This is a genomic window from Streptomyces sp. NBC_01460, assembly GCF_036227405.1.
GTDB lineage: Bacteria > Actinomycetota > Actinomycetes > Streptomycetales > Streptomycetaceae > Streptomyces.
Map to the genome: position 1 here is coordinate 7,679,124 of NZ_CP109473.1, position 24,011 is coordinate 7,703,134.

The 24,011-nt window shown below is 71.4% G+C and carries 23 protein-coding genes; 8 read left to right on the top strand and 15 right to left on the bottom strand.

The window, feature by feature from the left end; all coding sequences use genetic code 11:
* The first annotated feature begins 16 nt into the window (after positions 1-16).
* Together OG488_RS34345 and panD are read left to right on the top strand one after the other, a co-directional pair.
* A complete protein-coding gene (locus OG488_RS34345) occupies positions 17-190 on the top strand; it encodes a hypothetical protein (protein WP_329236378.1) in 174 nt (57 codons plus the stop codon).
* Positions 191-769: 579 nt separating this feature from the next.
* A complete protein-coding gene (gene panD, locus OG488_RS34350; RefSeq protein ID WP_329236380.1) occupies positions 770-1,195 on the top strand; it encodes an aspartate 1-decarboxylase in 426 nt (141 codons plus the stop codon).
* A 698-nt stretch (positions 1,196-1,893) separates the two neighbouring features.
* Here the strand turns inward: panD and OG488_RS34355 are convergent.
* From OG488_RS34355 to OG488_RS34370, 4 genes are all read right to left on the bottom strand, one after another.
* A complete protein-coding gene (locus OG488_RS34355) occupies positions 1,894-3,174 on the bottom strand; it encodes a diaminopimelate decarboxylase (RefSeq protein ID WP_329239210.1) in 1,281 nt (426 codons plus the stop codon).
* 125 nt (positions 3,175-3,299) lie between these two features.
* On the bottom strand, positions 3,300-4,097 hold the full coding sequence (locus tag OG488_RS34360) for a family 1 encapsulin nanocompartment shell protein (RefSeq protein WP_329236382.1): 798 nt from the start codon (positions 4,095-4,097) through the stop codon (positions 3,300-3,302).
* Positions 4,097-5,161, bottom strand: a complete 1,065-nt coding sequence (locus OG488_RS34365; RefSeq protein WP_329236384.1) for a Dyp-type peroxidase — start codon at positions 5,159-5,161, stop codon at positions 4,097-4,099. The genes OG488_RS34360 and OG488_RS34365 overlap by 1 nt, the downstream gene beginning before the upstream one ends.
* Before the next feature lie 123 nt (positions 5,162-5,284).
* Positions 5,285-6,397 (bottom strand): ABC transporter substrate-binding protein, encoded by a 1,113-nt coding sequence (locus OG488_RS34370; protein WP_329236386.1) that lies wholly within the window; start codon positions 6,395-6,397, stop codon positions 5,285-5,287.
* Between the two features lie 326 nt (positions 6,398-6,723).
* Between OG488_RS34370 and OG488_RS34375 the strand changes: the two genes are divergently transcribed.
* A complete protein-coding gene (locus tag OG488_RS34375; protein ID WP_329236388.1) occupies positions 6,724-7,788 on the top strand; it encodes a serine hydrolase domain-containing protein in 1,065 nt (354 codons plus the stop codon).
* Between the two features lie 34 nt (positions 7,789-7,822).
* Here the strand turns inward: OG488_RS34375 and OG488_RS34380 are convergent, their stop codons facing one another.
* From OG488_RS34380 to OG488_RS34390, 3 genes are all read right to left on the bottom strand, one after another.
* On the bottom strand, positions 7,823-8,044 hold the full coding sequence (locus tag OG488_RS34380; RefSeq protein WP_329236390.1) for a hypothetical protein: 222 nt from the start codon (positions 8,042-8,044) through the stop codon (positions 7,823-7,825).
* 83 nt (positions 8,045-8,127) lie between these two features.
* Positions 8,128-8,958: a siderophore-interacting protein gene (locus OG488_RS34385; protein WP_329236392.1), complete on the bottom strand. Its 831-nt coding sequence runs from the start codon at positions 8,956-8,958 to the stop codon at positions 8,128-8,130.
* 88 nt (positions 8,959-9,046) lie between these two features.
* Entirely contained in the window at positions 9,047-9,739 is a 693-nt protein-coding gene (locus OG488_RS34390) for an HAD family hydrolase (protein ID WP_329236394.1), read from the bottom strand.
* Positions 9,740-9,970: 231 nt separating this feature from the next.
* On the opposite strand from OG488_RS34390, the gene OG488_RS34395 reads away from it, so the two are divergent.
* On the top strand, positions 9,971-10,513 hold the full coding sequence (locus OG488_RS34395; RefSeq protein WP_329236396.1) for a DUF1707 domain-containing protein: 543 nt from the start codon (positions 9,971-9,973) through the stop codon (positions 10,511-10,513).
* Positions 10,514-10,655: 142 nt separating this feature from the next.
* On the top strand, positions 10,656-11,588 hold the full coding sequence (locus OG488_RS34400; protein ID WP_329236398.1) for a hypothetical protein: 933 nt from the start codon (positions 10,656-10,658) through the stop codon (positions 11,586-11,588).
* 81 nt (positions 11,589-11,669) lie between these two features.
* Here OG488_RS34400 and OG488_RS34405 read toward each other — a convergent pair whose 3' ends face one another.
* The 3 genes from OG488_RS34405 to modA form a co-directional block, all read right to left on the bottom strand.
* Positions 11,670-12,752, bottom strand: coding sequence for an ABC transporter ATP-binding protein (locus OG488_RS34405; protein ID WP_329236400.1), 1,083 nt, complete (start codon positions 12,750-12,752; stop codon positions 11,670-11,672).
* 91 nt (positions 12,753-12,843) lie between these two features.
* Positions 12,844-13,722: a molybdate ABC transporter permease subunit gene (gene modB, locus OG488_RS34410; protein ID WP_329236402.1), complete on the bottom strand. Its 879-nt coding sequence runs from the start codon at positions 13,720-13,722 to the stop codon at positions 12,844-12,846.
* Positions 13,719-14,534 (bottom strand): molybdate ABC transporter substrate-binding protein, encoded by an 816-nt coding sequence (gene modA, locus OG488_RS34415; protein ID WP_329236404.1) that lies wholly within the window; start codon positions 14,532-14,534, stop codon positions 13,719-13,721. The genes modB and modA overlap by 4 nt, the downstream gene beginning before the upstream one ends.
* A gap of 458 nt (positions 14,535-14,992) precedes the next feature.
* Between modA and OG488_RS34420 the strand changes: the two genes are divergently transcribed.
* Positions 14,993-15,463 (top strand): molybdopterin-dependent oxidoreductase, encoded by a 471-nt coding sequence (locus OG488_RS34420; protein WP_329236405.1) that lies wholly within the window; start codon positions 14,993-14,995, stop codon positions 15,461-15,463.
* Positions 15,464-15,679: 216 nt separating this feature from the next.
* Here the strand turns inward: OG488_RS34420 and OG488_RS34425 are convergent, their stop codons facing one another.
* Positions 15,680-16,072: a helix-turn-helix transcriptional regulator gene (locus OG488_RS34425; protein WP_329236407.1), complete on the bottom strand. Its 393-nt coding sequence runs from the start codon at positions 16,070-16,072 to the stop codon at positions 15,680-15,682.
* A gap of 181 nt (positions 16,073-16,253) precedes the next feature.
* Complete coding sequence (locus tag OG488_RS34430; RefSeq protein ID WP_329236409.1) at positions 16,254-17,180, bottom strand: aminoglycoside phosphotransferase family protein; 927 nt, start codon at positions 17,178-17,180, stop codon at positions 16,254-16,256.
* Positions 17,181-17,970: 790 nt separating this feature from the next.
* Here OG488_RS34430 and OG488_RS34435 point away from each other — a divergent pair.
* A complete protein-coding gene (locus OG488_RS34435) occupies positions 17,971-19,170 on the top strand; it encodes an oxygenase MpaB family protein (protein WP_329236411.1) in 1,200 nt (399 codons plus the stop codon).
* Between the two features lie 97 nt (positions 19,171-19,267).
* Here OG488_RS34435 and OG488_RS34440 read toward each other — a convergent pair whose 3' ends face one another.
* Positions 19,268-20,467: a TetR/AcrR family transcriptional regulator gene (locus OG488_RS34440; RefSeq protein ID WP_329236413.1), complete on the bottom strand. Its 1,200-nt coding sequence runs from the start codon at positions 20,465-20,467 to the stop codon at positions 19,268-19,270.
* Positions 20,468-20,704: 237 nt separating this feature from the next.
* On the opposite strand from OG488_RS34440, the gene OG488_RS34445 reads away from it, so the two are divergent.
* The gene (locus tag OG488_RS34445; RefSeq protein WP_329236415.1) at positions 20,705-21,043 is read left to right on the top strand and encodes a thioredoxin family protein; all 339 of its coding nucleotides are present in this window, start codon (positions 20,705-20,707) and stop codon (positions 21,041-21,043) included.
* Positions 21,044-21,096: 53 nt separating this feature from the next.
* Here OG488_RS34445 and OG488_RS34450 read toward each other — a convergent pair whose 3' ends face one another.
* Positions 21,097-21,993: a formylglycine-generating enzyme family protein gene (locus OG488_RS34450; RefSeq protein ID WP_329236417.1), complete on the bottom strand. Its 897-nt coding sequence runs from the start codon at positions 21,991-21,993 to the stop codon at positions 21,097-21,099.
* Between the two features lie 74 nt (positions 21,994-22,067).
* Positions 22,068-23,474: a sulfatase family protein gene (locus OG488_RS34455; protein WP_329236419.1), complete on the bottom strand. Its 1,407-nt coding sequence runs from the start codon at positions 23,472-23,474 to the stop codon at positions 22,068-22,070.
* Between the last annotated feature and the right edge of the window lie 537 nt (positions 23,475-24,011).

A 24,011-nucleotide genomic window follows, 5' to 3' on the forward strand; every position in this document is an offset into this window, starting at 1 on the left:
CTGAAAGAAAGGCCGCATGCCTCTGAGCTGGTATGAAACAACAGAAGCGCAATACGTGGTGGAACTTCGTGGCCAGAACCGAAGCGGCTCGTCCTCGATTGCCCTCGGCTTCTTGTCGTCCGCCGCGATGGCGGCCTTCACCTTCCTGGCGAGCACGTCATCGGAGTGCGTGGAGACGTTCGAGGGCTGAGTCAGGTCCTGGAGCACTTCCTCGAGTGGCTGCACCGGCTCTCCTTCACGGCGTGCGAGGGCGGTTCGCCATCGGTTGGACCGTACAGAAGGGAGGAGCGGCGCACGCAGGTGCGCAGGGGCGCGTGACCTTGGCTTCGGCCCGGGCGGGCGTCGGCGCCGTGGCCCCGCCTCGCTCGCGAGTTCCGCGCTGCCGAGCGGCCTCGGGCGGGCGGTAACCAGCGAGCCGACCCCCGGAGCGGTCGGGCGGCGACCGGCTGATGGCCATCCGTGAGTCGGAGCGATATCGGTGCCTGACAGGTCGGTGATGCGTGGGTGCGCGTCCTTCGTGTGTGCGAGGGGCCTCTCGCAATCCTGATGGCTCATCAGGTAAGTCGGCATCCGGTCAGCATGAGCCCCCGCGCGTTCCGGGGCGATCATCCCAACAGGCGCCCGTGCAAAGGGAAAGCCCAGGTAGGAAGAAGTCTCGCCCGACCGGAGCGATGTTCCTCACAAACATCTCGCGGGGGTGTCGGTGTAGAGTCGAGACAGCCTTTGACCTGCAGAAAGCAGGCAGGGAGCCGTCTTCGAGGAGTCCACAGTGCTGCGCACTCTGTTCAAGTCCAAGATTCACCGAGCCACCGTGACCCAGGCCGACCTGCACTACGTCGGCTCGGTCACCGTCGACGCCGATCTGATGGACGCCGCCGATCTGCTGCCCGGCGAGCTCGTGCACATCGTGGACATCGACAACGGCGCCCGGCTCGAGACGTACGTCATCGAGGGGGAGCGCGGCTCCGGCGTCATCGGGATCAACGGTGCCGCCGCCCACCTCGTCCACCCCGGTGACCTCGTCATTCTCATCAGCTACGCCCAGGTCGACGACGCCGAGGCGCGGGCCCTGGTGCCGAGCGTCGTGCACGTCGACGAGGGGAACCGCATCGTGGCCCTGGGAGCCGACGCGTCCGCCCCCGTGCCAGGTACACGCACCGAGCGCAGCCCGCAGGCCGTGCCCGCGCGGGGCTGACCGCCCGGGCGGCCACCGTACGAGGGGAACGCCTGCCACCGGGCCCCTGCCACTCAGAGCAGGCGGCGGGGCCCGGAAGAGCGCCGGTCGGGGGACATCGACGTCAGGTGTCACGGTGTGTACGTGTGGACTCGGCGGGCGCGGGCAGCCGCACGGGGAGACGGTGGAGAGTGAGATCCACGCCTCCCGTTCGTCGCAGTTGGAGGACCGAGATGACACAGCCGTATCCCGACCCCGTACCGCCCGCGCCGACGCCCCCGCCCGTGCCGGGGCCGCCGACACCGGTGCCGTCCCCGCCGCCCGTGCCGCCGGGCCCCGTGCCTCCCGGTCCCGCGCCCGACCCGATTCCGCAGCCGCCGAACCCGAACCCCGAGCCGGTGCCCGAGCCGGAGCCCTCGCCCCAGCCGGCTGGGTGAGCCGGAGCCCGCCAGCCGCCTCGGGAGCCATGGCAGCTCCGGGCGGCCGGGTGTCGACGCGGAAGCAGGCGGGCCGGCCGGTGTGCTCGCAGGTCAGGGCGCCGGTCAGGCCCGCTCCGGCAAGGTCGGCGTGGTGCCCGGGTCGTCGCCCGGCCGGCGACGACGGCCTCCCGGGGCGCGGGGAGGACCGCGCAGCGATCCGCCACAGAGCGTGGCCCCTTGTGCGAGGCGGGTTGCCGCGTACCCAGGACCCGCCGGTGCCCCCGTCCACCCGAGGTCCGGCTACGGGTGGAGGCCCGTCAGAGCGGCGGCGTGGGCCAGTCCGCTCTCCTCGGCGACCGAGTCCAGTGACTGGGCGTCGCGCACCGGGACGAAGCGCATGCCGCCGCTCTCCCCGGCGAAGCCGTACACGGCCGGCCGGGGCAGACTGTTGTACGCCCACGGGGTGGAGAAGTAGTACGCCCCGGTGTCGTACAGGGTCACGAAGTCACCCTCCCGCAGTTCGGGAAGTTCCCGGGCGTGGGCCACGATGTCCCCGGCGAAGCAGCACGGCCCCGCGATGTCCTGGACCATCGGCGGCCCGCTCCGGGGACGGCCCTCACCGTCGAACGCGCCGACCCGGAGCGGCCAGGCATCAGGCATGAAGACGGTACGGGTGGCGATCTGCGCCCCCGCGTGGGTCAGGGCGATACGGCGTCCGCCCGCTTCCTTGGTGTACTCGACGCGTGCCCCGATGAAGCCGTTCTTGGCGAGGAGGGACCTGCCGAACTCGGTGACCAGGTCGTAGTGCCCGTCGAAGAGTCCGGGAGCCGCCGCGCGCAGCGCCGCCACGTAGTCCGCGAAGGCGGGGCGCGCCTCGTCGTCCGCGAAGTTGACCGGCAGTCCGCCCCCGATGTCGATCCCGGTGACCCGACGGGTGCCCACCCGCCCGTTGATCTCCTCGGCGAGCAGGTACGTCTCCGCGATGCCCGAGGCGATGAGCTCCAGAGAGCACCCCTGCGAGCCGACGTGGGCGTGCAGCCTGGTCAGCCAGGGCCGCTCGGCGAATGTCCGGACGACCTGCTCGCGGGTGCCGGGATCGCGCAGGGGCACGCCGAATTTCGAGGTGGCCGTCGCCGTACTCATGGCGCCGATGGAACCGCCCCCGACCTGCGGATTCACCCGCAACCCGAGGACGGACGCCGAGCCGGGGGAGTGCAACTCCTCGATACGGCGCAGCTCGTCAAAACTGTCCGCGTTCACCGCGACACCGAGGGCCAGCGCGAGCCGGAGCTCGTCGCGGGTCTTGGCGGGGGAGTCCAGGACGATCCGTGCCGGAGGGAAACCCGCCTCGACCGCGAGCCTCAGCTCACCGGGGCTCGCGACCTCGCAGCCCATGCCGCTCTCCGCGAGCAGGTGCAGCACCGGGATCAGCGAGGCGGCCTTCGCGGCGAAGGTGTGCAGGACCCGTACGCCGGGCTCGGCGGCGAACGCGTCCCGCAGCGCGTCGACGGAGTCGCGTATCCCGTCCGCGTCCAGGAAACCGGCGAGGGGGCGTTTCTCGCCGAGCAGCCCCTCCTCCACTGCGAGGCGGAGCACCTCGGCGAACCGGGCGGAGCGTGCGGCGGGGGGAGGGCCCTCGGCCCTCGCGGGATCCGGTGGTGGCGTGCGGCGGGTGTCGTTGATGGGAGCCTCGCAGGTCGGAGCCTTCAGGCGATGAGCGGGACCACGGCCTCGGGTGTCAGCATCCGGAAGGTGAACGCCTGGTGGAAGTAGAGCCGGATGCTCGTCGCGTCGTGGTCCAGATATCCGATGGACAGGTCCTGCCCCAGGCAGAGCTCGAAGTCGCCGCCCCGGGTGGAGAGCAGGACCCCGCCGGTGACGGCGGGCGCCCACAGGATGGGTTCGTCGAGCTGGCGGGCCAGGTGGGTGGCCACCGGGTAGCCGTGGTCGGAGGTCTCGGTGGCCTCGGTGAACGCGTCCGCGCCGAGCAGGAGGCGGTAGGGGCCGTCGACACCCGCGAGCCGCAGACGGGTCAACGCCTGGCTCACCGCCGTCGGATAGTCCCGCGCGTCGGCGGGCAGCGGCACCGGCGCGTGCGAGGAACCGTCACGCAGCCCCGTGATGCCGGCTGCGGCGTACCCGTCGATGACGGCCATGTCCTCGGCGAACGCACAGGTACGAGCCGCGTCCTTGACCGGCTGCCAGTCGCTGTCCTCGGAGCCGCGTTCCACGTCGTCGACCGCAGCCCTGGTCAGCGTGAACGGCACCCGCCACTCGATGACCGGCGTGGCGGTGCGCGCCCGCGCGATCACATCGGGGGTGGGAGGGTCGATGTCCCGCAGATGCCCGTCGCCGATCGCCGACAGCTCCGGCCCCTGCGGGTCGCTGACGTCGACGACCCGGCGGCCCGCCACGTGACGGCTGAAGGTGCGTCTGGCCTCCTCCTCGATCTGCTGCCATGCGGAATCGGTGACGGGGGCGAGCTCGCGGTGCAGATTGTTCATCACGGGGCGCTTTCTTGCAGGCTGCCGATGCGCAGCGAACCGTCGCGGACCATCGCCGCCCCGGAGGAGGGAGCCTCGGCGTCCGGCTCCGGGACGGCCGTGGTCCCGGCGGGGGAGGGCGGCGGTGGGGGATCGTCGAGGAAGCCGGCGCTCGGGGCGTGGAAGAGCGTGCCGGTGACCGCCGTCGAGAAGTCGAGGATGCGGTCGTGCGTGCCGGGCGGGCTGCCGAGGAACATGTTGCGGAGCATCTGCTCGGTGACGCCCGGGTCGGCTGCGTACCCGATGAAGTACGTGCCGAACGCGCCCTGTTCGAAGCTGCCGAACGGCATGTTGGCGCGCAGGATGTCCCGTTCGGTGCCGTCGTCCTCGGTGATGGTGTTCAGAGCGACGTGCGAATCCGCCGGCTTGACGTCGTCGGCGAGCTCGATGTCGCTGAACTTCGTACGGCCGATGATCCGTTCCTGCTGCTCGGTGCTCAGCCCGTTCCAGCCGGCCAGGTCGTGCAGGTACTTCTGCACGACGACGTAACTGCCGCCCTCGAAGGAGGGATCCTCCCGGCCTACCAGGGCCGCGGTCCTCGCGTCGTCGCCGACCGGGTTCTCCGTGCCGTCGACGAAGCCGAGCAGGTCCCGGTGGTCGAAGTAGCGGAAGCCGTGGACCTCGTCGACGACCTTCACCGCGCCGCCGAGCCGTCCGAGCAGCTGGGAGGCCCACTCGTAGCAGACGTCCATCTGCTCGGCGCGGACGTGGAACAGCAGGTCGCCCGGCGTGGCCGGAGCATGGTGGACGGGGCCCCGCAACTCCTGGAAGGGGTGGAGGTGCGCCGGCCTCGGGCCCGCGAACAGCCGGTCCCAGGCGTCCGAGCCGAAACCCGTCACGCAGGCCAGACCGGCGCTCGGGACCCGGAAGCCGATCGACCGGGCGAACGCCGCGAGGTCGGGCAGCACCTCACGTACGGCGGACTCCCCGCCCGGGGTGATCGTCGCCACCAGAACCACCGCGGCGCTGGTCAGCGGTGCTACGACGGGCTGGACCACGACGGGATCCGGTACGGCCTCGGACATGCGCACTCCGTGGGTGGTGGACAGGGCTCCCTGCCACTTATCCACACCACGCTTCCGCCCGCACCCCGGAGCGGCCCGGCCGGGCGCTGCCCCTCGGGGCCCGTCAACGCCCCTGGGGCTCTCTCAGCCGGTGTGGAGGATCCGGAAGCGACCGGGGTCCGCCGGATCACGGTCGACGACCTGGACCGGCGTCCGGGCCCCTTGCCAGACGCCGCTTCCCGGAGTGCGGGCGAACCGGATCTGCCCACGGGTGCCCTCGACCGCCACGTGCGGCCACGACGCGGCGGTGCGCGCCCGGTCCCCACCGGAGGAACGCAGCACGTCGGCGAGGACGGCGATCGTGTCGTAGCCCTCGAAGGCGACGAAGGAGGGTGCCTCGCCCAGCCGCTCACGGAGTGCCGCCCCGACGCGGCGTCCGAGGGGGCCGAGGCGCTCGGGCAGGTAGCGCAGGAACGGGACGGCGGCGCCGTCGGCGCCCAGCGACGCCGCCCATGCGGCGAACTCCGGTTGCCCGGCCGGGGCACCGACCAGGATGCCTGCGAGTCGCCGGTCGTCGCGGACGGCCCTGACGAGCGGCACCGCCGGTTCCGGGTGGCCGACCAGAAGGAGGAGGGCGGTCGCGCGACGGCGGACGAGCTCGTCGCACACCGCCGCGGGGGTGAGCGCCCGCATGTCGAGTTCGACGACGGTGCCGCCGAGTGGAGCGAGGTACTCCCGCAGGACGCCGGTCCCCGCCGCCCAGTAGACACTCGGCTCGGCTGCGACGGCGACGCGGGTGTGACCCGCGCCGAGCAGGAAGTCGGCGTAGACCCGCCAGCCGCGGGACTGCGGCGGGGGGAGGCGGGCGACCCACTCCGTGGGCTGTTCGGTGAGCGCGTCGATGACCGCTGACGAACAGAGGAAGGGGAGGCCGAGGGCGTCGGCCCTGGTGGCAGCCGAGCAGGCGACCACGCTGTGGTACTCCCCGGCCAGGGCGGCCACGCCCAGCCGGGCCAGCTCGTCCACGGCGGCAGCGGCCCTCCCCGGATCAGCCGCGGTGTCCCGGACCAGCAGCTCGAGCGGCCGTCCGGCGACCCCACCGGCGTCATTGACCTCCTGGGCGGCCCACTCGATTCCGGCGAGCAGATGGTGACCCGCCTCGACCCAACCGGGCCGGCTCAGCGGAACGAGGACGCCGATCCGGAGGGGCGATCCGTCGGACGGCCCGGCTGCGGGCCGCGGTGCCGGTGTGTTCATGCGTCGGCGTCTCCCGAGTGAGATGCGGCCGTACGTCGCCCGGACCGCGGAGTGAGCGTCGGTGGCGCCGAGAGTAACTCCCCACCGCTGGACCGCCGACAGCGGCCCTGGTCTCCCTGTCCGGCCGAATCCTGTGTGCTGTCCATCCGGCCGGCACCCGTCCCGGAAGGGGTGCTTCCCGGATGGCTGCCGGAGGTCGCCCTTCCTAGCCTCGGATCATGATCTCCCGTCGTTCGCGCTTATCAGCCGCAGTGTTCGCCTTGGCCGTGTCGTCCCTTCCCCTCTCGGCGGCTTCGGCGGCATCCTCCTCCGCCGGTGCGGCGTCCGTGCAGCGTGATGCCGACGCGCTGCGTGATGCCGGTGTCACGGGTGTGGCGGTTCGCCTCGATACCCCGCACGGGACGGTGACGGCCCGCTCCGGGGTGGGGGACCTCGTCACGCGCCGCCCGGTCCCGGAGGACGGTTACCTCCGGCTGGGCAGTACGACCAAGACCTTCGTGGCCACCGTCGTGCTCCAACTGGTGGGCGAGAAACGGATCTCCCTCGACCGCACGGTGGAGCAGGTGCTGCCCGGGGTGGTGTCCGGAGCAGGGAACGACGGCCGGACCGTCACCGTCCGCGACCTGCTGCAACACACCAGCGGGCTGCCCGACTACATCTACGACGTCTTTCCCGACCCCGGTGAACGGACCTACTTCGCCCACCGGTGGCGTGCGTACGAGCCCGAGGAGTTGGTCGCCCTGGCCGTGCGCCACGAGCCCGACTTCCCGGCGGGCACCCGGTGGGCGTACTCCAACACGAACTACGTGCTCGCCGGAATGATCATCGAGAAGATCACGGGACGCACCTGGGAACAGGAGGTTCGCCGGCGCATCCTGCGCCCCCTCGGCCTGGAGCACACCGATACCCCCGGCACCCGGCCCTTCCTGCCGCACCCGCACGCAGTCGACTACCAGCAGTTCACCGCGGACGGCCCGATGGTGGACACCACGATCCCCTACCGCCCGTTCGACAGCGGGGCGGACGGCTCGATGACCGGCACGGCCCGCGACCTCAACCGCTTCTTCACCGCCCTGACCGGCGGAAGGCTGCTGAAGCCGGCCGAGCTCGCCGCCATGCGGACCATGGTCCGGGTGCCGGAGGACAGCGGCCACCCGGAAGGGACCAGGGACGGACCGGGGCTGTTCTTCACACCGCTGTCCTGCGGGGGTGGGTACCTCGGGCACGGAGGAAGCGGCTTCGGATACGTCGTCCGTGCCGCGGTCACGACGGACGGCCGGCTCTCCCTCACCGTCTCCGCGCACAGCCGCCCGGCGGACCCGCGGGCGGCCGCCCGTCAGGAGGACGCACTGCGCGACCTCGTCGACCACGCTCTGTGCCGCTCCGTGTGAGGGTGGGTGCCCGGGGGCGAACCCGCGGCAGCGCTCAGGCGGCGAGCCACTCGTGCGGCCGGCCGCCGCGCCACCGGACCCAGCCGGAGTCGTCCAGGAGCTGCTCCGGGTCGTCCAGGCCGGCGCGGCGGAGGAACTCGACGACGTCGCGGTCGTTGTGGGCGATGCCGAGGATGTGTGTCTCACCGGCGGTTCGGACGGAGACGCGGCGGCCGCCGTCGGCACCGAGCGGATGGACGGTGACAGGCGGGTTCATGCCTCCACCGTGCCCAGGAATCCCGCCGCGCGCCACCGGCGGGAGCGGGGCGCCGGGGCCGCCGAGCCGGCTCACCCCGCCGGTCAGGCGTGCGCGAGCTTCCTCGCCTTCTTCTCGCTCTTCCAGAAGCCGGAGAAGGTGATGCGGTCCTTGGGGAGGCCGGCGCGGACGAGGTGGCGGCGGCCCTCGGTGGCGAGCGTCGACTCGCCGACGACGAACGCGTAGCCCGACGCGGCGACGGCGTGGTGGCGGCGGAGTTCGTCCAGGGCGGCGGCGCCGGGCACCGCGGTCGCGTCGTCGCGGATCACCCAGGTCACGGAGACGCCCGCCGGTGCGTCCAGCGGGCGGCGGTCCCCGGCGAGCGGGACCTCCTGGATGACCCGTCCCACGGTGTCGCGCGGGAGCGAGCGGAGGATGCCGGCGGTCGACGGCAGACCGCTCTCGTCGGCGACGACGAGCACCTCGGTGGCGTCGGCGGGGCGGTCGAAGATGAGGCCCTGGTCCAGCAGGGCGACCGGGTCACCGGGGAGGGCCGCGCACGCCCAGATCGCCGCGGCACCCTCGGGCTCACCCTCAGGGCCGCAGTGCACGACGAAGTCGATGTCCAGCTCGGCCGCTTCGGGGCGGAAGCCGGCGACGGTGTAGTTGGCGCAGTGCGGCCGTACGGCCTCCGGGATGGCGTAGTACGGATCCCACCAGCGCGAGCCGGAGAGCTCCGGGAGTACGAAATCCACCTGGTGCGGCAGGCGCAGGAAGAGGCGGAACCAGTGGTCGTACCCCAGCCACGGGAAGTCGCTGAGGTGGGCACCGGTGATCGTCACCCGCTGCATCGACGGGGAGAAGCGTCGGCTGCGCACCACTTCGCCACGGAACAGCCCGGGATTCGGCGGCATGAGCCTGGGAGTTTTCGACACAAAAGAAGGTTAGCCTAAGCTAATTAAATCCCCAAGCCTCCGTGCCCGTCATCTTTCTGCGCTACGGGACCCCCGTCCCGTCGCGCACTCAGCGGTCCGCGAGCGCGTCCAGCAGTACGGCGGGATCGGTCAGGTCCGGCAGGACGTCATCCGCTCCCGCGTCACTGAGCTCCGTCGTCGTGGAGTTCCCCGTGGCGACCGCCAGGACCCGTACCCCGTGCGTGAGGCCCGCGGCGACATCGGAAGGTGCGTCGCCGATCAACACCACGCTCTCCGCCGTGAGGGGCGTGTCCAGGGCGCTCCGCGTGCGCTGCATGGCCACGCGCACGAGTTCGTGGCGCTCCTCGTGGTCCTCCCCGTAGCCGCCCAGCGGGAAGCGGAGGTGGGTACCGAGCCCGAACGCGGTGAGCTTGGCCCGGGCCACCGCCGCGATGTTCCCGGACACGACGCTCTGCACCGCATCACCCAGGCCGGCCACCGCCGCCAGGGTGTCCGCCGCCCCGGGCAGGGCGCGCCCCCGTTCGCGGATCTCCGCGGCCCGGGTCCCGTACTGCTCGGCGGAGAGCCGCGCGAACGCCTCGACCATGGGGCGGTCGCCGGTCACGCCGTGGAGCTCCGCGGTCAGGCGGAAGGCGGCGGGTTCCGTCATCCCGTCGGCCGCCGCCCGCTCCGTCATCACCTGCCCGGTGACCTGCTCGAAGCAGTCCGCGAAGATCTCCTGCCCGACGCCCCGGGTCGTGATCAGGGTGTGGTCCACGCTCCACAGCAGCAGCTTCACCATCGGTCTCCACCTCACCGGCCACTCGTACGCGGCCTTCTCGCCGTGTCACACGTTCGTGCAACACCGCCTACCCGCCCGGGCGGTGCCTCTGCGGTGACTCGCCGGAATCGTGGGTTCCGCACCGAGCCGAACGTCCGGTCCGACCCGGCGGACAAAGGGGTGCGCGGACACCGTCGTGCACGTACGGAACGTGGCATGCCCGCGTTGGCGGCACGGCACTAAAGTGGGGCGGTGACCTCCCTGCCGGAAGACCTGCCGTCCCAGATCGGCGAAGACGCTCGAGACGCGATGGTGCGGCGCCTGCAGGAGGCCTATGCCGAAGGGCACCTCTCGCACGAGCAGATGGACGAAGGCCTCGACCAGGTGCTCACCGCCCGGACGCACGGGGAACTCGCGTCTGTCCTGGCCTCGCTCCCGGAGGAGAAGGCGGACACCACGTCCACCATCGCCGCCGCCGGCGGTCGGATCCGGCGGCGCGGCGCCTGGCGGGTGCCGCGGACGCTCAAGGTCGAGTCCGCGTTCGGACAGGTCCGCCTCGACCTGTCCCGCGCCGTTTTCGAGCATCAGGAAGTCGACATCGAGCTGCAACTCGGTACCGGCAAGGCCAGGATCACGGTGCCTCGCGACGCGATCGTCGACTTCGAGGAGTTGCACACCGGCTGGAAGGACACGCGCTACAGGCCTCGGAAAGGCTCGGGCGGCAGCGGGCCGAGGATCCGGATCACCGGGGCCCTGGGGTACGGACGGCTGAAGATCCGCCACGCACGGCGCTGAGGAACCGACAGGGATCCGTCCGGCCTTCCGGCGTCGGCGAACTCCGTTCCCGCGCCGGTCCGCCCCGTCGGCGCCGACCTTCTCCGAGGTGCCTCGCCCCAGGCGTCATCGGCCTCCCGTAGCCGCCGTCTACGCTCTCGGCATGCAGCGCAGCGATGTCACACGGGACGACGGCACATGGGTGGGCCTGTCCCTGGACGTACAGGACCGTCGTCGGCCCGAGCTGTGCGTCTTCAGCGCCGGTCCGCGACTCCTCGTCTCCCAGCGGGCGCGGCCCGTGGTGCTCGCCGTTGCCGAGGAGAACCACGGAGGCGTGGACTTCTGGCGCACCGAGCAGTACCGCTCGTTCGTCCCACCCCTGCGCGCCGACGAGGGGCGTGCCCTGTCCGGCAGTCCGGAACGGTGGGCACACCGCTTCGCGGGGTACCTCGGCGAGTCGCCGGGCAGCCCGCTGCACGAGGGCCGATGGCTGCTGTCGTGCGAGAGTCCGTTCGCGCGCGGGCGGCCCGCTGACACGTCGCCCGCCGAGTACTGGAACTCGATGCTCGTGGAGGGCCGTCCGGACGGATACATCGACTGGCACCTCCACTCCACGTCGTGGGAGGTCCTGCCGCTACGGCCCATGCCCGGTCCTGACGACGGCCGGGTCAAGGCGTACCGCAAGCAGGTCCGTGAGGGGACGCTCCCACCCGTTCTGCTGTGGTGGGTCAGTGGCCTGCACTGCCACCTGATCCTGGACGGTCACGCACGGCTCGCCGCGGCGATCGCCGAGTCCGTCGAGCCCCCGTTGCTGGAGTTGCACCGTACGGTGCCGCGAGACGACCTGGCCGTACGTACCGACGAGGCTGTGGGCTTCTACGCGTACGAACTGGCACGCTTCGCCGAACTCCGCGCCGTCCACGGTCCCACGGTCCCGGACGGCGCCGCCACCGCCGGCCCTCAGCTCGCCCGTCTCCTCCACGGCCTGAACACCACGAAACAGCCGACCTGGGCCTGGCCCCTGCCCGGAGGGGAGGGGGAGTGGCGTCGTGTCGCGCGCGAGGCGACCGTCGGCGAGGGCTGGATCCGCACCTGAGCCTGCCCCCCTCACCCCTTCTGGCTCCTTCTGGTCGGACAGGGGCGGAGCTCTCGACCCGGAGGGCCTCGGGACGCCGTGTCAGGCGGGGTACGCGTGCGTCTGTGTGGCCTTCACCGTGGCCCAGACCGGTGCTCCGGGATGGAGATCGAGTTCTGCGGCGGCGACGGTCGTCAGATCGGCGGCGAGGGCGAGTTCACCGGAGAGGTCGGCGCGGATCTGGTCGCCGTGCGTCTCCAGCCCCGCGACCTCGCACCGCCAGAGGTTGCGTGCGCTGGACCCGGTGGGACGGTCGCGGTACAGGGTGACGGCGCTCGGGGGAAAGGCGACGAAGGCGGGGCCGGTGAGTTCCTCGGTGGTGGTGATCAGGGGCCCCGCGTCCAGCCGTACCGTGTGACCCTCGGCCCGGCCCGCGTAGAGGTTCAGGCCGACCAGCTGGGCGATGTAGTCCGTACGGGGGTGGCGGGCGATCTCTGCTGGCGCGCCCTCCTGGACGACCTGCCCGTGCTCGATGACGACGAGCCGGTCGGCCAGCACCATGGCGTCCAGGGGGTCGTGCGTGACCAGCACGGCCACCGCCTCGAAGTCGGCGAGGTGACGGCGGAGCTGGGTGCGTACGTCGAGCCGGGTGCGGGCGTCGAGCGCGGCGAGGGGCTCGTCCAGGAGGAGGAGCCGCGGATGCGTCGCCAGCGCGCGGGCGAGGGCGACCCGCTGTGCCTGGCCGCCGGAGAGCCGCCGAGGCTTGACGCCGGCGTGCTCCGCCAGACCCATCCGGTCCAGCCATCCCGTGGCCTGGGCGCGGGCCTCCGTCTTGGAGGCACCCTGGCAGCGGGGGCCGAAAGCGACGTTGTCGAGGGCGGTCAGGTGAGGGAAGAGGAGGTAGTCCTGGAAGACCACACCGACCGGGCGGGACTCGGGCGGCGTACCGTCCAACAGGGCCCCGTCGAGGCGCAGATGGCCGCCGGTCAGGGGGAGGAGACCCGCGAGGGCCCGCAGGGCCGTGGTCTTGCCGGCCCCGTTCGGCCCGAGGAGGGCGACGACCTCACCGGGGGCGACGGTCAGTTCCACGTCGAGGCGGAAGGACCCGCGGTCCACGACGAGATGAGCGTCCACGCCGACGGCCGTGGCGCTGCCGGCGTCGGGCTCCGGGGCGATACGGGTCATCAGGCGGCCATCCAGCGGTCGGGCGGTCCGGCACGGACCGTGGGAGGTGGGGCGGGGCAGGTGCGGGCTCCGGGAGAGGGAGCGGGGCGGCTCATGAGACCGTCATCCAGCGGTCCCGCAGCCCCGCGAGGACCGCGATGGACACGGCGAGCAGCACCAGGCTCAGCGCGATGGCGGCGGCCGGATCGCTCTGCAGCGCGAGGTAGACGGCCAGCGGCATGGTCTGCGTACGGCCGGGGAAGTTGCCCGCGAAGGTGATCGTCGCGCCGAACTCGCCGAGCGCGCGGGCCCAGGCGAGGACGGAACCCGCAGCGATACCGGGCATGATCAGCGGCAGGGTGACCCGGCGGAACGCGGTGAAGCGCGAGGCGCCCAGGGTCATCGCGGCCTCCTCGAAGCGTGGGTCGGCGGCGCGCAGCGTGCCCTCCACGCTGATGACGAGGAACGGCAGTGCCACGAACGTCTCCGCGACCACGACGCCCGCGGTGGTGAACGGCAGGGTGATGCCGAACCATGAGTCCAGCCACTGGCCCACGACCCCGTTGCGGCCGAGCGCCAGTAGAAGTGCTACACCGCCCACCACCGGGGGGAGGACCAGGGGCAGCGTCACCAGGGCCCGCACGAGGCCCCGGCCGGGGAACTCGGTGCGTGCGAGCAGCCAGGCAAGCGGCACTCCGAGGACCAGGCTCGCAGCCGTGGCCGAGGTCGCGCAGATCAGGGAGAGCCGAAGGGCGTCCCAGACCTCCGGGCTGGTCAACTGATCCGGCAGGTCGCGCCAGGGGGCTCGTACGAGCAGGGCGACCAGCGGCAGCAGGAGGAACACGAGGCCGACCAGGGCGGGCACCAGGAGCGGCAGGGGCACCCCGCGCCGGGCACCTGCCCGGACACGCCGGCGCAGCGGCCCGCCGTCGCGGGTGTCGCCACCCGTGACGGTCCGGGCCGCGGTGCCGGACTTGTTCGGGTCGGTCACGGCTTGAGGAAGCCGGCCGCCGTCAGGACCTTCTGGCCCTCGGCGGACTGCACATACGCGATGAACTCCTCGGCGGCCGCGGGGTTGGGCGCGTCCTTGAGGAGCGCGATCGGGTAGTCGTTGACGGCACTGGCGGACTCGGGGAACTCCACGCCTTCCACCTTGTCACCCGCGGCCTTCACGTCGGTCTTGTACACGACGGCCGCGTCGGCCTCCTTCAGCTCGACCTTCGTCAGGGCGCTCTTGACGTCCTGCTCGTAGGAGACCGGGGTGAGCTTCAGCTTGCCGGCGTCGAGGGCCTTCTGGGCGGCGGCCCCGCAGGGCACCGTCCTGTCGCAGAGGACGACCTTGAGGCCGGGTCCGGTGAGGTCCTCGAGGGTGCTGATCCTGTCCGGGTTGCCGGGCAGGGTGGCGATCTCCAGCTGGTTGCGCACGAACGTGGCGGGCGTGCCGGCGGCGTCGCCCGCGTCCGTCACGATGGCCATCGTCTTGGCGCTGGCGGCGGCGAAGACGTCGGTCGGCGCGCCGCCCGTGATGCCGGCGGCGAGGCTGTCGCTGCCGCCGAAACTGAAGGTGACCTTCGTGCCGGGGTGGGCCTTCTCGAAGTCCTTCCCCAGCGTCGTGAAGCTCTCCTTGAGCGAGGCGGCGGCGAAGACGGTCACCGTGCCCGAGAGCTTCTCCGAAGCGTCCGCGGAGGCGGAGGTGTCCGACGCGGAGGACGAGTCGTCGGACGAGGAGCAGGCGCTGAGTGCCAGCAGCGCGGCTGCGCCTGCACCGGCCATCCGCAGGGTCCGGTGCACGGAACGGGTCATCACGGGTCCACTCCCTCTGACTCTTCCGAAGAGTCCGTCTGCAATGTCTTCCCGAAGGACCCGGCGGGGCCTTCGGAGGGGTCCGGTGGACCCTCTTCGCTCTCCCGACGGCCGCGTCGGCCGGCTCGATCACGGCTGTTGCCGGGACGTGGGGCGCTGTATTCAGCTCCTCGCCGCTTCACCGCCGGACATGGCCACCCTCCGGAACGGCCCCGCGCGGGGCCCCACCTGGGCCGGTACGTCCCCGAGGATCACTCCGGTGACGATGCGGCGAGGGGCGGTTGCTTCCCGGTCCGGTGGCCCGGTCCGGTGGCGTGCATGCGCTGATCATACTGCCGCAGATTCAAGGCGGAAGTCACTTGTTGCTTCGCATGAGCGGGATCTGCTGCGGTTGGGGTGGGCATGTGCGTTTGTACGGGTCGCCCAGGCGGGTACGGTCCCCCGGGAGGTGGTAGCCCGTGAGTCGGTCCGGAACGGCCGCCGATCCGGTGACGGAGCTCGCCCTGACCGGCGACCTCGCACGTCCTGCCCGGCTGAGGGTGCCGGATCTGCTGGCCTGGCCCCAGCACCAGGCCAGGGTCAGCTTCGAATGCGCCACCAGCGGCACCCGGCACCATCGCTTCACGGGTCCGCTCCTGCACGACGTCCTGCACGACGCCCGCCCGGGCTTCGACCCCGCGCGACGCAAGGACCGGCTGCGGTTCCTCATCGCCCTGTCAGGGGCGGACGGCCATCACGTCCTCCTCTCCTGGGCCGAGATCGACCCGGACTTCGGGCAGGCTCCCGTCCTCCTCGCGGTGAGCATCGACGACACCCCGCTCGACCGCGCGGGCCCGCAGCTGGTCCTTCCCCAGGACCGTTGCGGGGCCAGACACATCAGTGGCATCAACGCCATCCACCTGGACGGCCGCTACACGTCGAGGACCTGAGGGCCGGATCCCGGCCCGCGCGTTCTTCCGGACGGGCGGCCCCGTCGTGTCCCCGCCCGCCGCCACCCCCGCCGCGTTCAGGGCGCGCCGGTGGGTATCTCTGTCCGGCCTCGGTGTTCCGCACCGGAGGCCGGGCGGCGACGCGGACCTCGCGGACCGTTTGATACGCCTGCGGGGCATGCGCGCCGAGAAGGGTGAAGGCCGTGCCGTGTTCCGTCAGGACCGGTCGATGTGCACGCTGGTCGACTTCACGCGGGCCGTGGCCTCCATGCCGACCTCCAGCTCCAGCTCCTCCACGGCCTCACGTGTGAGCAGCGAGACCAGTCGGTGAGGCCCGGCCTGGATCTCCACCTGGGCCGCGACATCGCCCAACTTCACTGCGGTGACGATGCCGGGAAAGGCGTTGCGGACCGAGGTGTACGAGACGTCGGGCTCTCCGCCGTTGCCGGCGATCTCGACCGAGAAGGCGGCCAGGTCCTTGCCGTCGATGAGCCGGCGCCCACCCTCGTCACGGTGAGTGGCGACTCTGCCCGCGTCCGCCCACCGGCGCGCGGTGTCGGGGCTCACGCCCAGCAGCCGTGCTGCCTGACCGATCGTGTAGAACTGCATACAGGTCACGATAGGTGTGATGTGCTCGCATATGCAAGCTTATGAGTACCGAAGTGCTCGCATCTGCCAGGTTTTTTTACATGTGATTCCCGCTGCGCCGGATCTCGGCACGCCCACGGGAGGTGCCGGACGCCGGGATGGCCGCCAGACCCTACCCGGCCAGGTCCTGCCCGGCCAGGTCCTACCCGGCCAGGGCGGAGGTGATCTGGCGGGTGGTCTGCTCGGCGACGTGGGGGTTGACGGCGGCATACGTGGTGTAGGCGTTGAGGCCGGTGGCCAGGGCCCAGCCGCGGCCGCGCACCCAGGTCGCGTCGTCGACGCCCAGAGCCGTGCGGAAGACAGCCCTGCTCCGGGCCGACATCAAGGTGAAGGCGATCATCAGGTCGCGGGAGGGGTCACCGACGCCCAGCCCGCCGAAGTCGATGACCGCGCTGAGGTGGCCGTCGAGGGTCAGCAGGTTGCCGGTGTGGAAGTCGCCGTGGAACCAGACCGCCGGGCCGTCCCAGCCGGGGGCGTCCAGCGCCGCGTCCCACAGCTCGGTCATCGCCGCCGCGTCGAACAGGCCGGCCGTCTTGGCGATGGCGGCACGGGTCGCGCGGTCCCGGTCGGCCAACGGCCCGGCCGTGAGGTCGCCGCGGGAACTGAGGGCCGGGATCTCTTCGGGGGCGAAGCGCTGGAGTGCGGTGAGGAACTCGGCCAGCAGGACAGCGGCCTCCGGGGATTCGGCCAGCACGTCGACGCTCGCCACCTCTCCGTCCAGCCAGCGGTTCACCGCCCACCCCCACGGGTAGCCGAAGGCGGGCTCTCCGACCTCAATCGGCGCGGGCACGGTGAGTGGCAGGTGCGCGGCGAGCCGGGGGAGCCACTCGGACTCCTTTCTCGCCTGTCCGGCAGCCCCGGGGTGACGCGGCAGCCGAACGGACAATTGCTCGCCCAGCCGGTAGATCATGTGGTCCGAGCCGGCTGGGTCCAGCAACGTCAGGGGCAGCTCGGCCCATTGCGGGAACTGCGTGTCGACCAGGCGTCTGACCAGCGGGGCGTCGATGTCAGGCCGACCCGTCCCGGTGGGCCCGACGGTCTGCTTCACCTCGGGGGTCTCGGTCGCCAAGGGTGCGCCTCCTGTGGTCGACCCGCCGCGCCGGGCGGGATCTCGGATCCTGACGGCGCCATCACAACGCGTCATGGCCGCGTGTGTCGAGGGAGTTTGTCGATCCGTCGTGTACGAGGTGACGCCAGAACCCGCAACCCCTCCGGCGTGAGCTACGAGCTACTGCCCGCGAGCCGGCGCGGAACGCGGGAGGCGCGCGGTTCACGCAGATCGCACCCGGAGGTGGCACGTCGAACGGAGGGCTGCGCGAGCGCGTGAGCAGTGCGGGAGGGCGCTGTCGGTCACGCGGTCCACCCTATGGCGTGTTCGTGTCCGTCGGCTGGATCGGTGCGTCAGGGCGCCGCTCCTCAAAGGCGGAGCATCTGGCCACTGCATCGCGCCTTCCACGCAAGACGTAGGCCTGGGCGACGTCAGCGACAGCACCTGATGCGAGGCGCCCAGCGTGCCGACAACAGCCTTGCCGATGGTCCCTGTTGCTCCCACGAGGAGGACTTTCACGCAACTGATCACGACGCATCGGCGGCCGGAGGTGGAGGTGCTCCGCTGATCATGCGTCAGGTGTGCCGAGTCGAGCACTCCCCGAGGTCGTATCGGAGGGAAACCGGCCCGCTGTGGGGTGACATTGGCGACGAGCCCCTCGGTCAGCACCATTGCCGACGGCGACACGCCTCGCTATGTTAATCGAAAATCACATCCGTGGGGCACGCTCTGTCTCACACGGATCAGCCGACTTGCATGTCTGCGAAGGCAACTCAGAGCCATCTGGCCCGTCAGGGGAGCAGGTAAGTCAATGGAGAATCTCAGCAGGAGAAACATTCTGTCCCTAGGTGTCGCGCTCGGCCTCGTGGGCGTCGCGAACCCCGCCCAGGCGTGGGCGTCGACGGGCTCGGTGAAGGGAGCCGCCGCGGGGACCGGCCCGGCGTGGATCTGGGACGACGCGGCGGACCCTCTGATGGTCTCGATGCTCGACAACGGCCATGTGCCGGCCATCAACGCCGCGTGGGCGCCGTGGGTGAACAACGACGATCCGCTGCCCAGCGGCCTGCCCGCCGCCTTCACTGCGTACCTCAGACAGGTCAACCGCCTGCCCTCCTGGGCCGATCGCACCAAGCTGGCCCGCGCCGCGGACTTCAACCGGCGCAGGGACATGTACCTCTTCATGCTGTACGGCCTCGGCAGCGGGATCATGAGCACCGTGATCCCGCGTGAGGCCAAGAGCGTCTACTGGTCCGCGGGCGGCGCGAACATGCAGGACCGTGCGGCCAAGACGTTCACGTTCGGCTACGACCTCTCCCAGCTGGGAGCCTTCGAACCGGCGGGGCAGTTCGTCGTCACCGCCAACAAGACACGCGTGGTGCACGCCGCGGTGCGTCACCTCCTGCCGCAGTCGCCGCACTGGCGGGCGGTCGCCGACGAGACCGTCCCGATCAGTGCGGCCGACATCCTGGTCACCTTCCACAGTCTGGGCACCTACGTGCACCGGAAGCTGCTCGAGTGGAAGGTCCCCTTCCCGGCCGCGGACCAGGAGGCGTTCCTGCACTCGTGGCAGGTCGCCCTCCACCTGCTCGGTGTGCCCGACGAGCACATTCCGCAGACGTGGGCGGCCGCTGAAGCGCAGTCGGCGCAGGTACTCACCCCGATCCTCACCCCGTCGACCGAGGGCATCGCCCTGGCCGAGGAGCTGCTCGGCCTGACCGCGCAGATCGACCTCGGGGTCACCCGCGGCTTCCTCAACGAGTTCGTGCGCTACGTCCTCAGCAACGAGGTCGGCGACTGGCTGGGGCTGAAGCGCGACTACGTGTCGGCGGCCCTGGTCCGCACCGCGTGGCCGGCGTACATCCTGTTCCGTGAAGGGCTGTCACCCGTCATGCCCGGCAGCTTCTACATGTTCGACCAGTTCGTGCGCGCCCTGGGCATGCTGTTCCTCAACAAGGGCTCCTCCGGGACCACCACGCCCATCACGATCCCCACCGGGAACCGGGTGGCCTGAACCGCCGATCCGGTCATCGACGGTGCCCGCCCCGCGGCGGATGAGCCGTGCGCCGGGGGGGCGGGCCTCTGCGCGCGGGCCGGGTTCCGACGGCCGCTCAGAGACCCAGAGCGCCTACGACCAGGGCGGTCACGGCCTCACGATGGTCGGGGCTGTCCTGCCATCGGAGTCTTCGTCCCGCCTCGACGGCCACGCCGAACCCCGCGTGTACCAGCACCCGCGCCTGGCGCGGGTCCAGCTCCGGACGGGCCAGCCGCAACTGCTGCTCCCAGACGGCGATGTGTTCCCGCTGGGCGAGGACCACGGGCCGCCGCAGGCCTTCGGGCAAGCCGGCGAGCTCGGCCTCGGCAACACTGTTGAGCTCGGTGTACTCGAAGCTGTAGGCCACATAGGTCGCGGCCAGCGCCACGATGGCGTCGAGCGGGCCGGTCACCTCGCGCAGACTCTGCTCCACCCCCTGGGCCAGCAGTCCCGCGGCCTGGAGGCACGCTGCCGCCAGAATGTCGATCTTGCCGGGGTAATGGCGGTAGAGGGCGGACGGGGTCAGCCCCACCGCCTCCGCGATCTGTCCGTTCGTGACGCTGACGAACCCGTCCCGGGCGAACAGCGGAATGGAGGCCGCGAGGATCTCCGCGCGCCGGGTGCGCGGCACCGGCCGGGCCGGCAGCCGGACGACGATGTGGGCGCTCCGCCGTCCTGCCGCCGGATCGCAGCCGGCCACGCCCAGCGCCGACGCCAGCAGCAGGTCTTCGGCCCGGCGTGGGGCGATGGACGTGTGATGCATCGTGATGGAGCCGATCGCGCCGAGGGCCGCCATGGCCCGCAGGTGCTCGTCGGGCAGCGGGTGCTCGCGCTGCACCGCCTCGTCGACCCGCTCGACGAGACGGGCGAACTTCGCGCCGAGACGCCGGCGGTCCTCGCGGCTGAGGTACCGGGCCTCCCACCGGTACACGCCGCCCGACGCACGATGGACGACGGTGATCCGGGTGAGGGCGGTGAGCACGTCCGTCAACGCCGCCCCGGAAGGAACCTCGTCGAGTGCGGTGACCAGTCCGTCCACCATGACGTCTGCGCATTCGGCGAACAGCGCGTACTTGTTCGGGAAGTGCCGGTACAGGGCGGCCGCGGTGATACCCACGCCGGCCGCGACCTCTTCCATGGACGTCGCGTGGTAGCCGCGCTCGCTGAAGACCCGCCCGGCCGCGCCGACGATGAGCTGCCTGCGGTTGCGGGGCCGCGTGGCCGCGGCCGGACCGGCGGTCGAGGCCGCACGGGCGGACGGGGAGGCGGGGGCCATGCGAATCAGTCAATCACACGTCGTCAGGGGGCCGGGCGCCCTCGGCGCGGACCGCAGGACGTGACTCCCGGATCACTTCCCGCGCGATGGTCCCGTGACGTGAACGGCTCATGGCACATCCCGGCGCCTGGGGCGGCAGGGCGGCTGCCGTGGCCGTGCCGGGTGTCCGTGTGAGCCGGCGGCGCCGCGCGGGGGATGATGGGGGTCGCATACGGAAACACGAGGTCAGGAGCCTCCATGGTGAAGCGGGTCCACCAGCCCCGTGAGGACGCGGAGTTCGACTTCGTCCTCAGGATGAGCGGAGAGCCGGTCCTCGCGTACTTCATCGGGACATGGCCCAAGGCGATCGAGCCCTGCCGGGCGATGGACCTCGTCGTGGGCGGCATCGCCGAGGAGTACGCGGGCCGCCTGACGGCCGTCAGGACCGACATCGCGCGCTGTCCGGAGGCGACCGGGCGGTACGGCATCACCGGAGCCCCGTCCTGCGTCCTGCTGAAGGAGGGGGAGGCGGTGGCGCTGGGCGCCGGGCCGTGGACCACCGTCGAGATCCGTGAGTTCCTGGACCGCAACCTCTGAGACGCGACGGATCCGAGGCTGGAGGCCCAGGTGCTTCGAGGCCGCCCACGTTCTCAGCCCGCCACGCGAAAGCCGATGTTCCCCGTCGAGCTCTCCGGCGTGTTGGAGCTCCGTGCCGCCACGCGATAGCGGTTGAAGTACGAGTCGTGGCACAGGTAGGAGCCACCGCGCATCACCCGGGCCGTGTCCGGGGTGAACCAGTCCTCGCACCACTCCCAGACGTTGCCCACGACGTTGTAGAGGCCGTAGCCGTTGGGCCGGTAGGACGTCACCGGGGCCGTGCCGAGGTGGCCGTCCTCACGCGTGTGGTGGTTGGGGAAATCCCCCTGCCAGATGTTGCACATAGGGCGCCCGCCGGGCGTCGGTTCGCCGCCCCACGGGTAGCGCTGCTGCTCCAGTCCGCCGCGCGCCGCGTACTCCCACTCCACCTCGGTCGGCAGTCGCGTACCTGACCATGCGCAGTACGCCTGGGCGTCGTTCCACGAGACGTGTACGACCGGATGGTTCTGCCGGGTGGCGAAGGAGGAACCCGGGCCTTCCGGGTGCCTCCAGTCGGCGCCCGGCACCGCTCGCCACCACGGAACTGCCGCCACCGAATCCGATGAGGCGGCCAGCTCGTCGGACAGGAGACCGGCGAAGACGAAGGAGAGGCCGAATCGCTCGGCTTCCGTCACATGACCGGTCGCCTTGACGAACGTGGCGAACTGGGCGTTGGTCACGGCTGTGGGCGCGATACCGAAGGGTGCGGTCTCGGCCTCACGGATCGGGCCCTCCCCGTCGGCCGGGAAACCGTCCTGGTCGTCGGTGCCCATCAGGAAGCGCCCGCCGGGAAGGTCGATCAGTCGCTTGCGGACGCGGAGCACGGATGCCGACCGTCGAGGAGGCGGCGCGACGGCGGTCGCGACGATCGTGGGGGTGTCGTGGCCCGGTGTGCAGCAGGAGGAGGACACAGAGCTCCTTCGATAGAGGTCCGGCAGGGGCCTGCAGGCATCGCTGCGGGCCCCTGCCGGGGCTTTGCGCCCGGTCAGGCGGCGCGGTCGGCGGCGAGCTGCGCCGCCAGTGCGGGTATGCCGAGGTTCTGTTCGTCCTGCGGGGTCGCCTGGTGAAGGCTGTTCTTCAGCTGGTGCGGGTCGCCCGCGAGGTCGTAGTACTCCCGGAACTTCAGCCGCCCCGTGCCGGACACCTTGCCGTCGGCATCCGTCGTGAGGTCGTAGTACTCGGTGTACTGCTTGTTCTTGGCGACGTAGGACGACCAGGTCGGCGGCCCGCCCGCGGCGGTGCCCTGCTTCCAGAACTCGACGAGCAGGTGATCCCGGCTGTACGAAGTGAGCAGCGACCGTCCGTCCTGCGCGTGCCCCGGGACCACTCCGGCCGCGTCGAGGACGGTGGGCGCGATGTCGATGTTGGCGACGATGCGGTCGTCGGTGGTCCCCGCTCCCAGGCCCCCGGCCGGCCAGGACAGGTAGAACGGAACCTCATGGGCGGGGCGATAGGGCACGGACTTCTTCGTCCAGCCGTGATCGGCCCAGCCGAAGCCGTTGTCCGCGATGTAGATGACAAGGGTGTTGTCCAGCTGCCCGAGGGCCGTCAGTTTGTCCTTGAACGCCTGCACCGCGTCGTCGACGGACCGCAGGACCCGCCCTTGTTCCGCGCGGATACGCCGGCCGTCGGCCAGGGTTCCGGTCGCGTTCTGGACGTAGGCCGGCTTGTCGCTCCGGTCGGCCTCGGGGACGGAGGGACGGCCGTTCCACTCCGGCACGGCCGTCCCGGCGTACTTGGCCTCGGGAGTGCGCGGCCCGTGCGAGGCGTACGGAGTGACATAGGCGAACCAGGGGCGGTCGTCGGAAGCGGCCTTGTCCAGGAAGTTCAGCGTCCGGTTCTTGATGATCTCGGTGGTGTAGCCGTTGATGGTCTGGACCGTGCCGTTGACGTTCCACCTGGCGTCGACGTAGCCCGGCTGGAGCAGCGCGAAGTCCTCGAAGTGCGGCGGGTTCTGGGCGAGCGTCCAGGAGTTGAGGAACTTGCCGAACAGACCGGTGCGGTAGCCCGCTTGCTTGAGGTAACGCTGAAGGGTGGTGTTCTGGTCCAGCTGGTACGAGGCGCCGTTGTTCCGCACGCCGTGATGGTGGGCGTACTGGCCGGACAGCACCGATGACCGCGACGGGGAGCAGAGCGGAGTGGTGACATGGCCATGGGTGAATGTGACGCCGTGCCCGGCAAGCCAGTCGACTGTTCTGGGGAGCGCCCACTCGGTCTGCTTGGGCTGGTCGTCGGTGACGATCAGAAGGATGTTGGGGCGGGCCGCGACGGCCGCCGCCGAGTCGGCGGCGGCGCGCTGAGTCAGGGCGGGAACGGCTGCCGTGGCGGCCGCCGCCGCCGTGCCGGCGAGGAAGCCGCGCCGACTGACCCGGGGGCTGTCGTTGCTACTCATGAATCGTTTCCTCCTGTGGTCCATCGAGAAGACAGCGGGGCGCGGAACCGCGTCCCGAAACGCGGAACTCATGGACATCGCGCGCCCGCACGGATAGCGCCGTTCCTGCGGGAAGCAGGAAGGGGAGGGGCTTCAGGCGTTCGGGAGGCCGGGCGCCGAGCAGGGACCCCGCAGCGAGGGTGAAAGGGCACGGGCCGACCGGATCAGAACTGGCTCACTGCCGCGACGATCGCCGGACAGGAGCTGGAACATGGTCGAGCGACAGGCTGCCTCGCCAGGGCGGTCACGCTGCGGCTGACGTACACAGCGCGCTCGCCAGCCTGCCGAAATCGACATGGCGGCGAGCAGCGAGCATTCCTTCTGCTGCCATGCCCGGAGCCTAGAGGGAGCAGAGCGTGCCGTTCCATGCACGGCATGTGAAATCTGACCCGGTGCCCGTAGACCCTGGGACGTGCCGCCTCCGGGGGTCTCGCAGCCTCTCCCGCCACCGTGAGCGCCGACAGCCCGATCGGGCGAGCGTGAGGGAAGCCAGGGCTC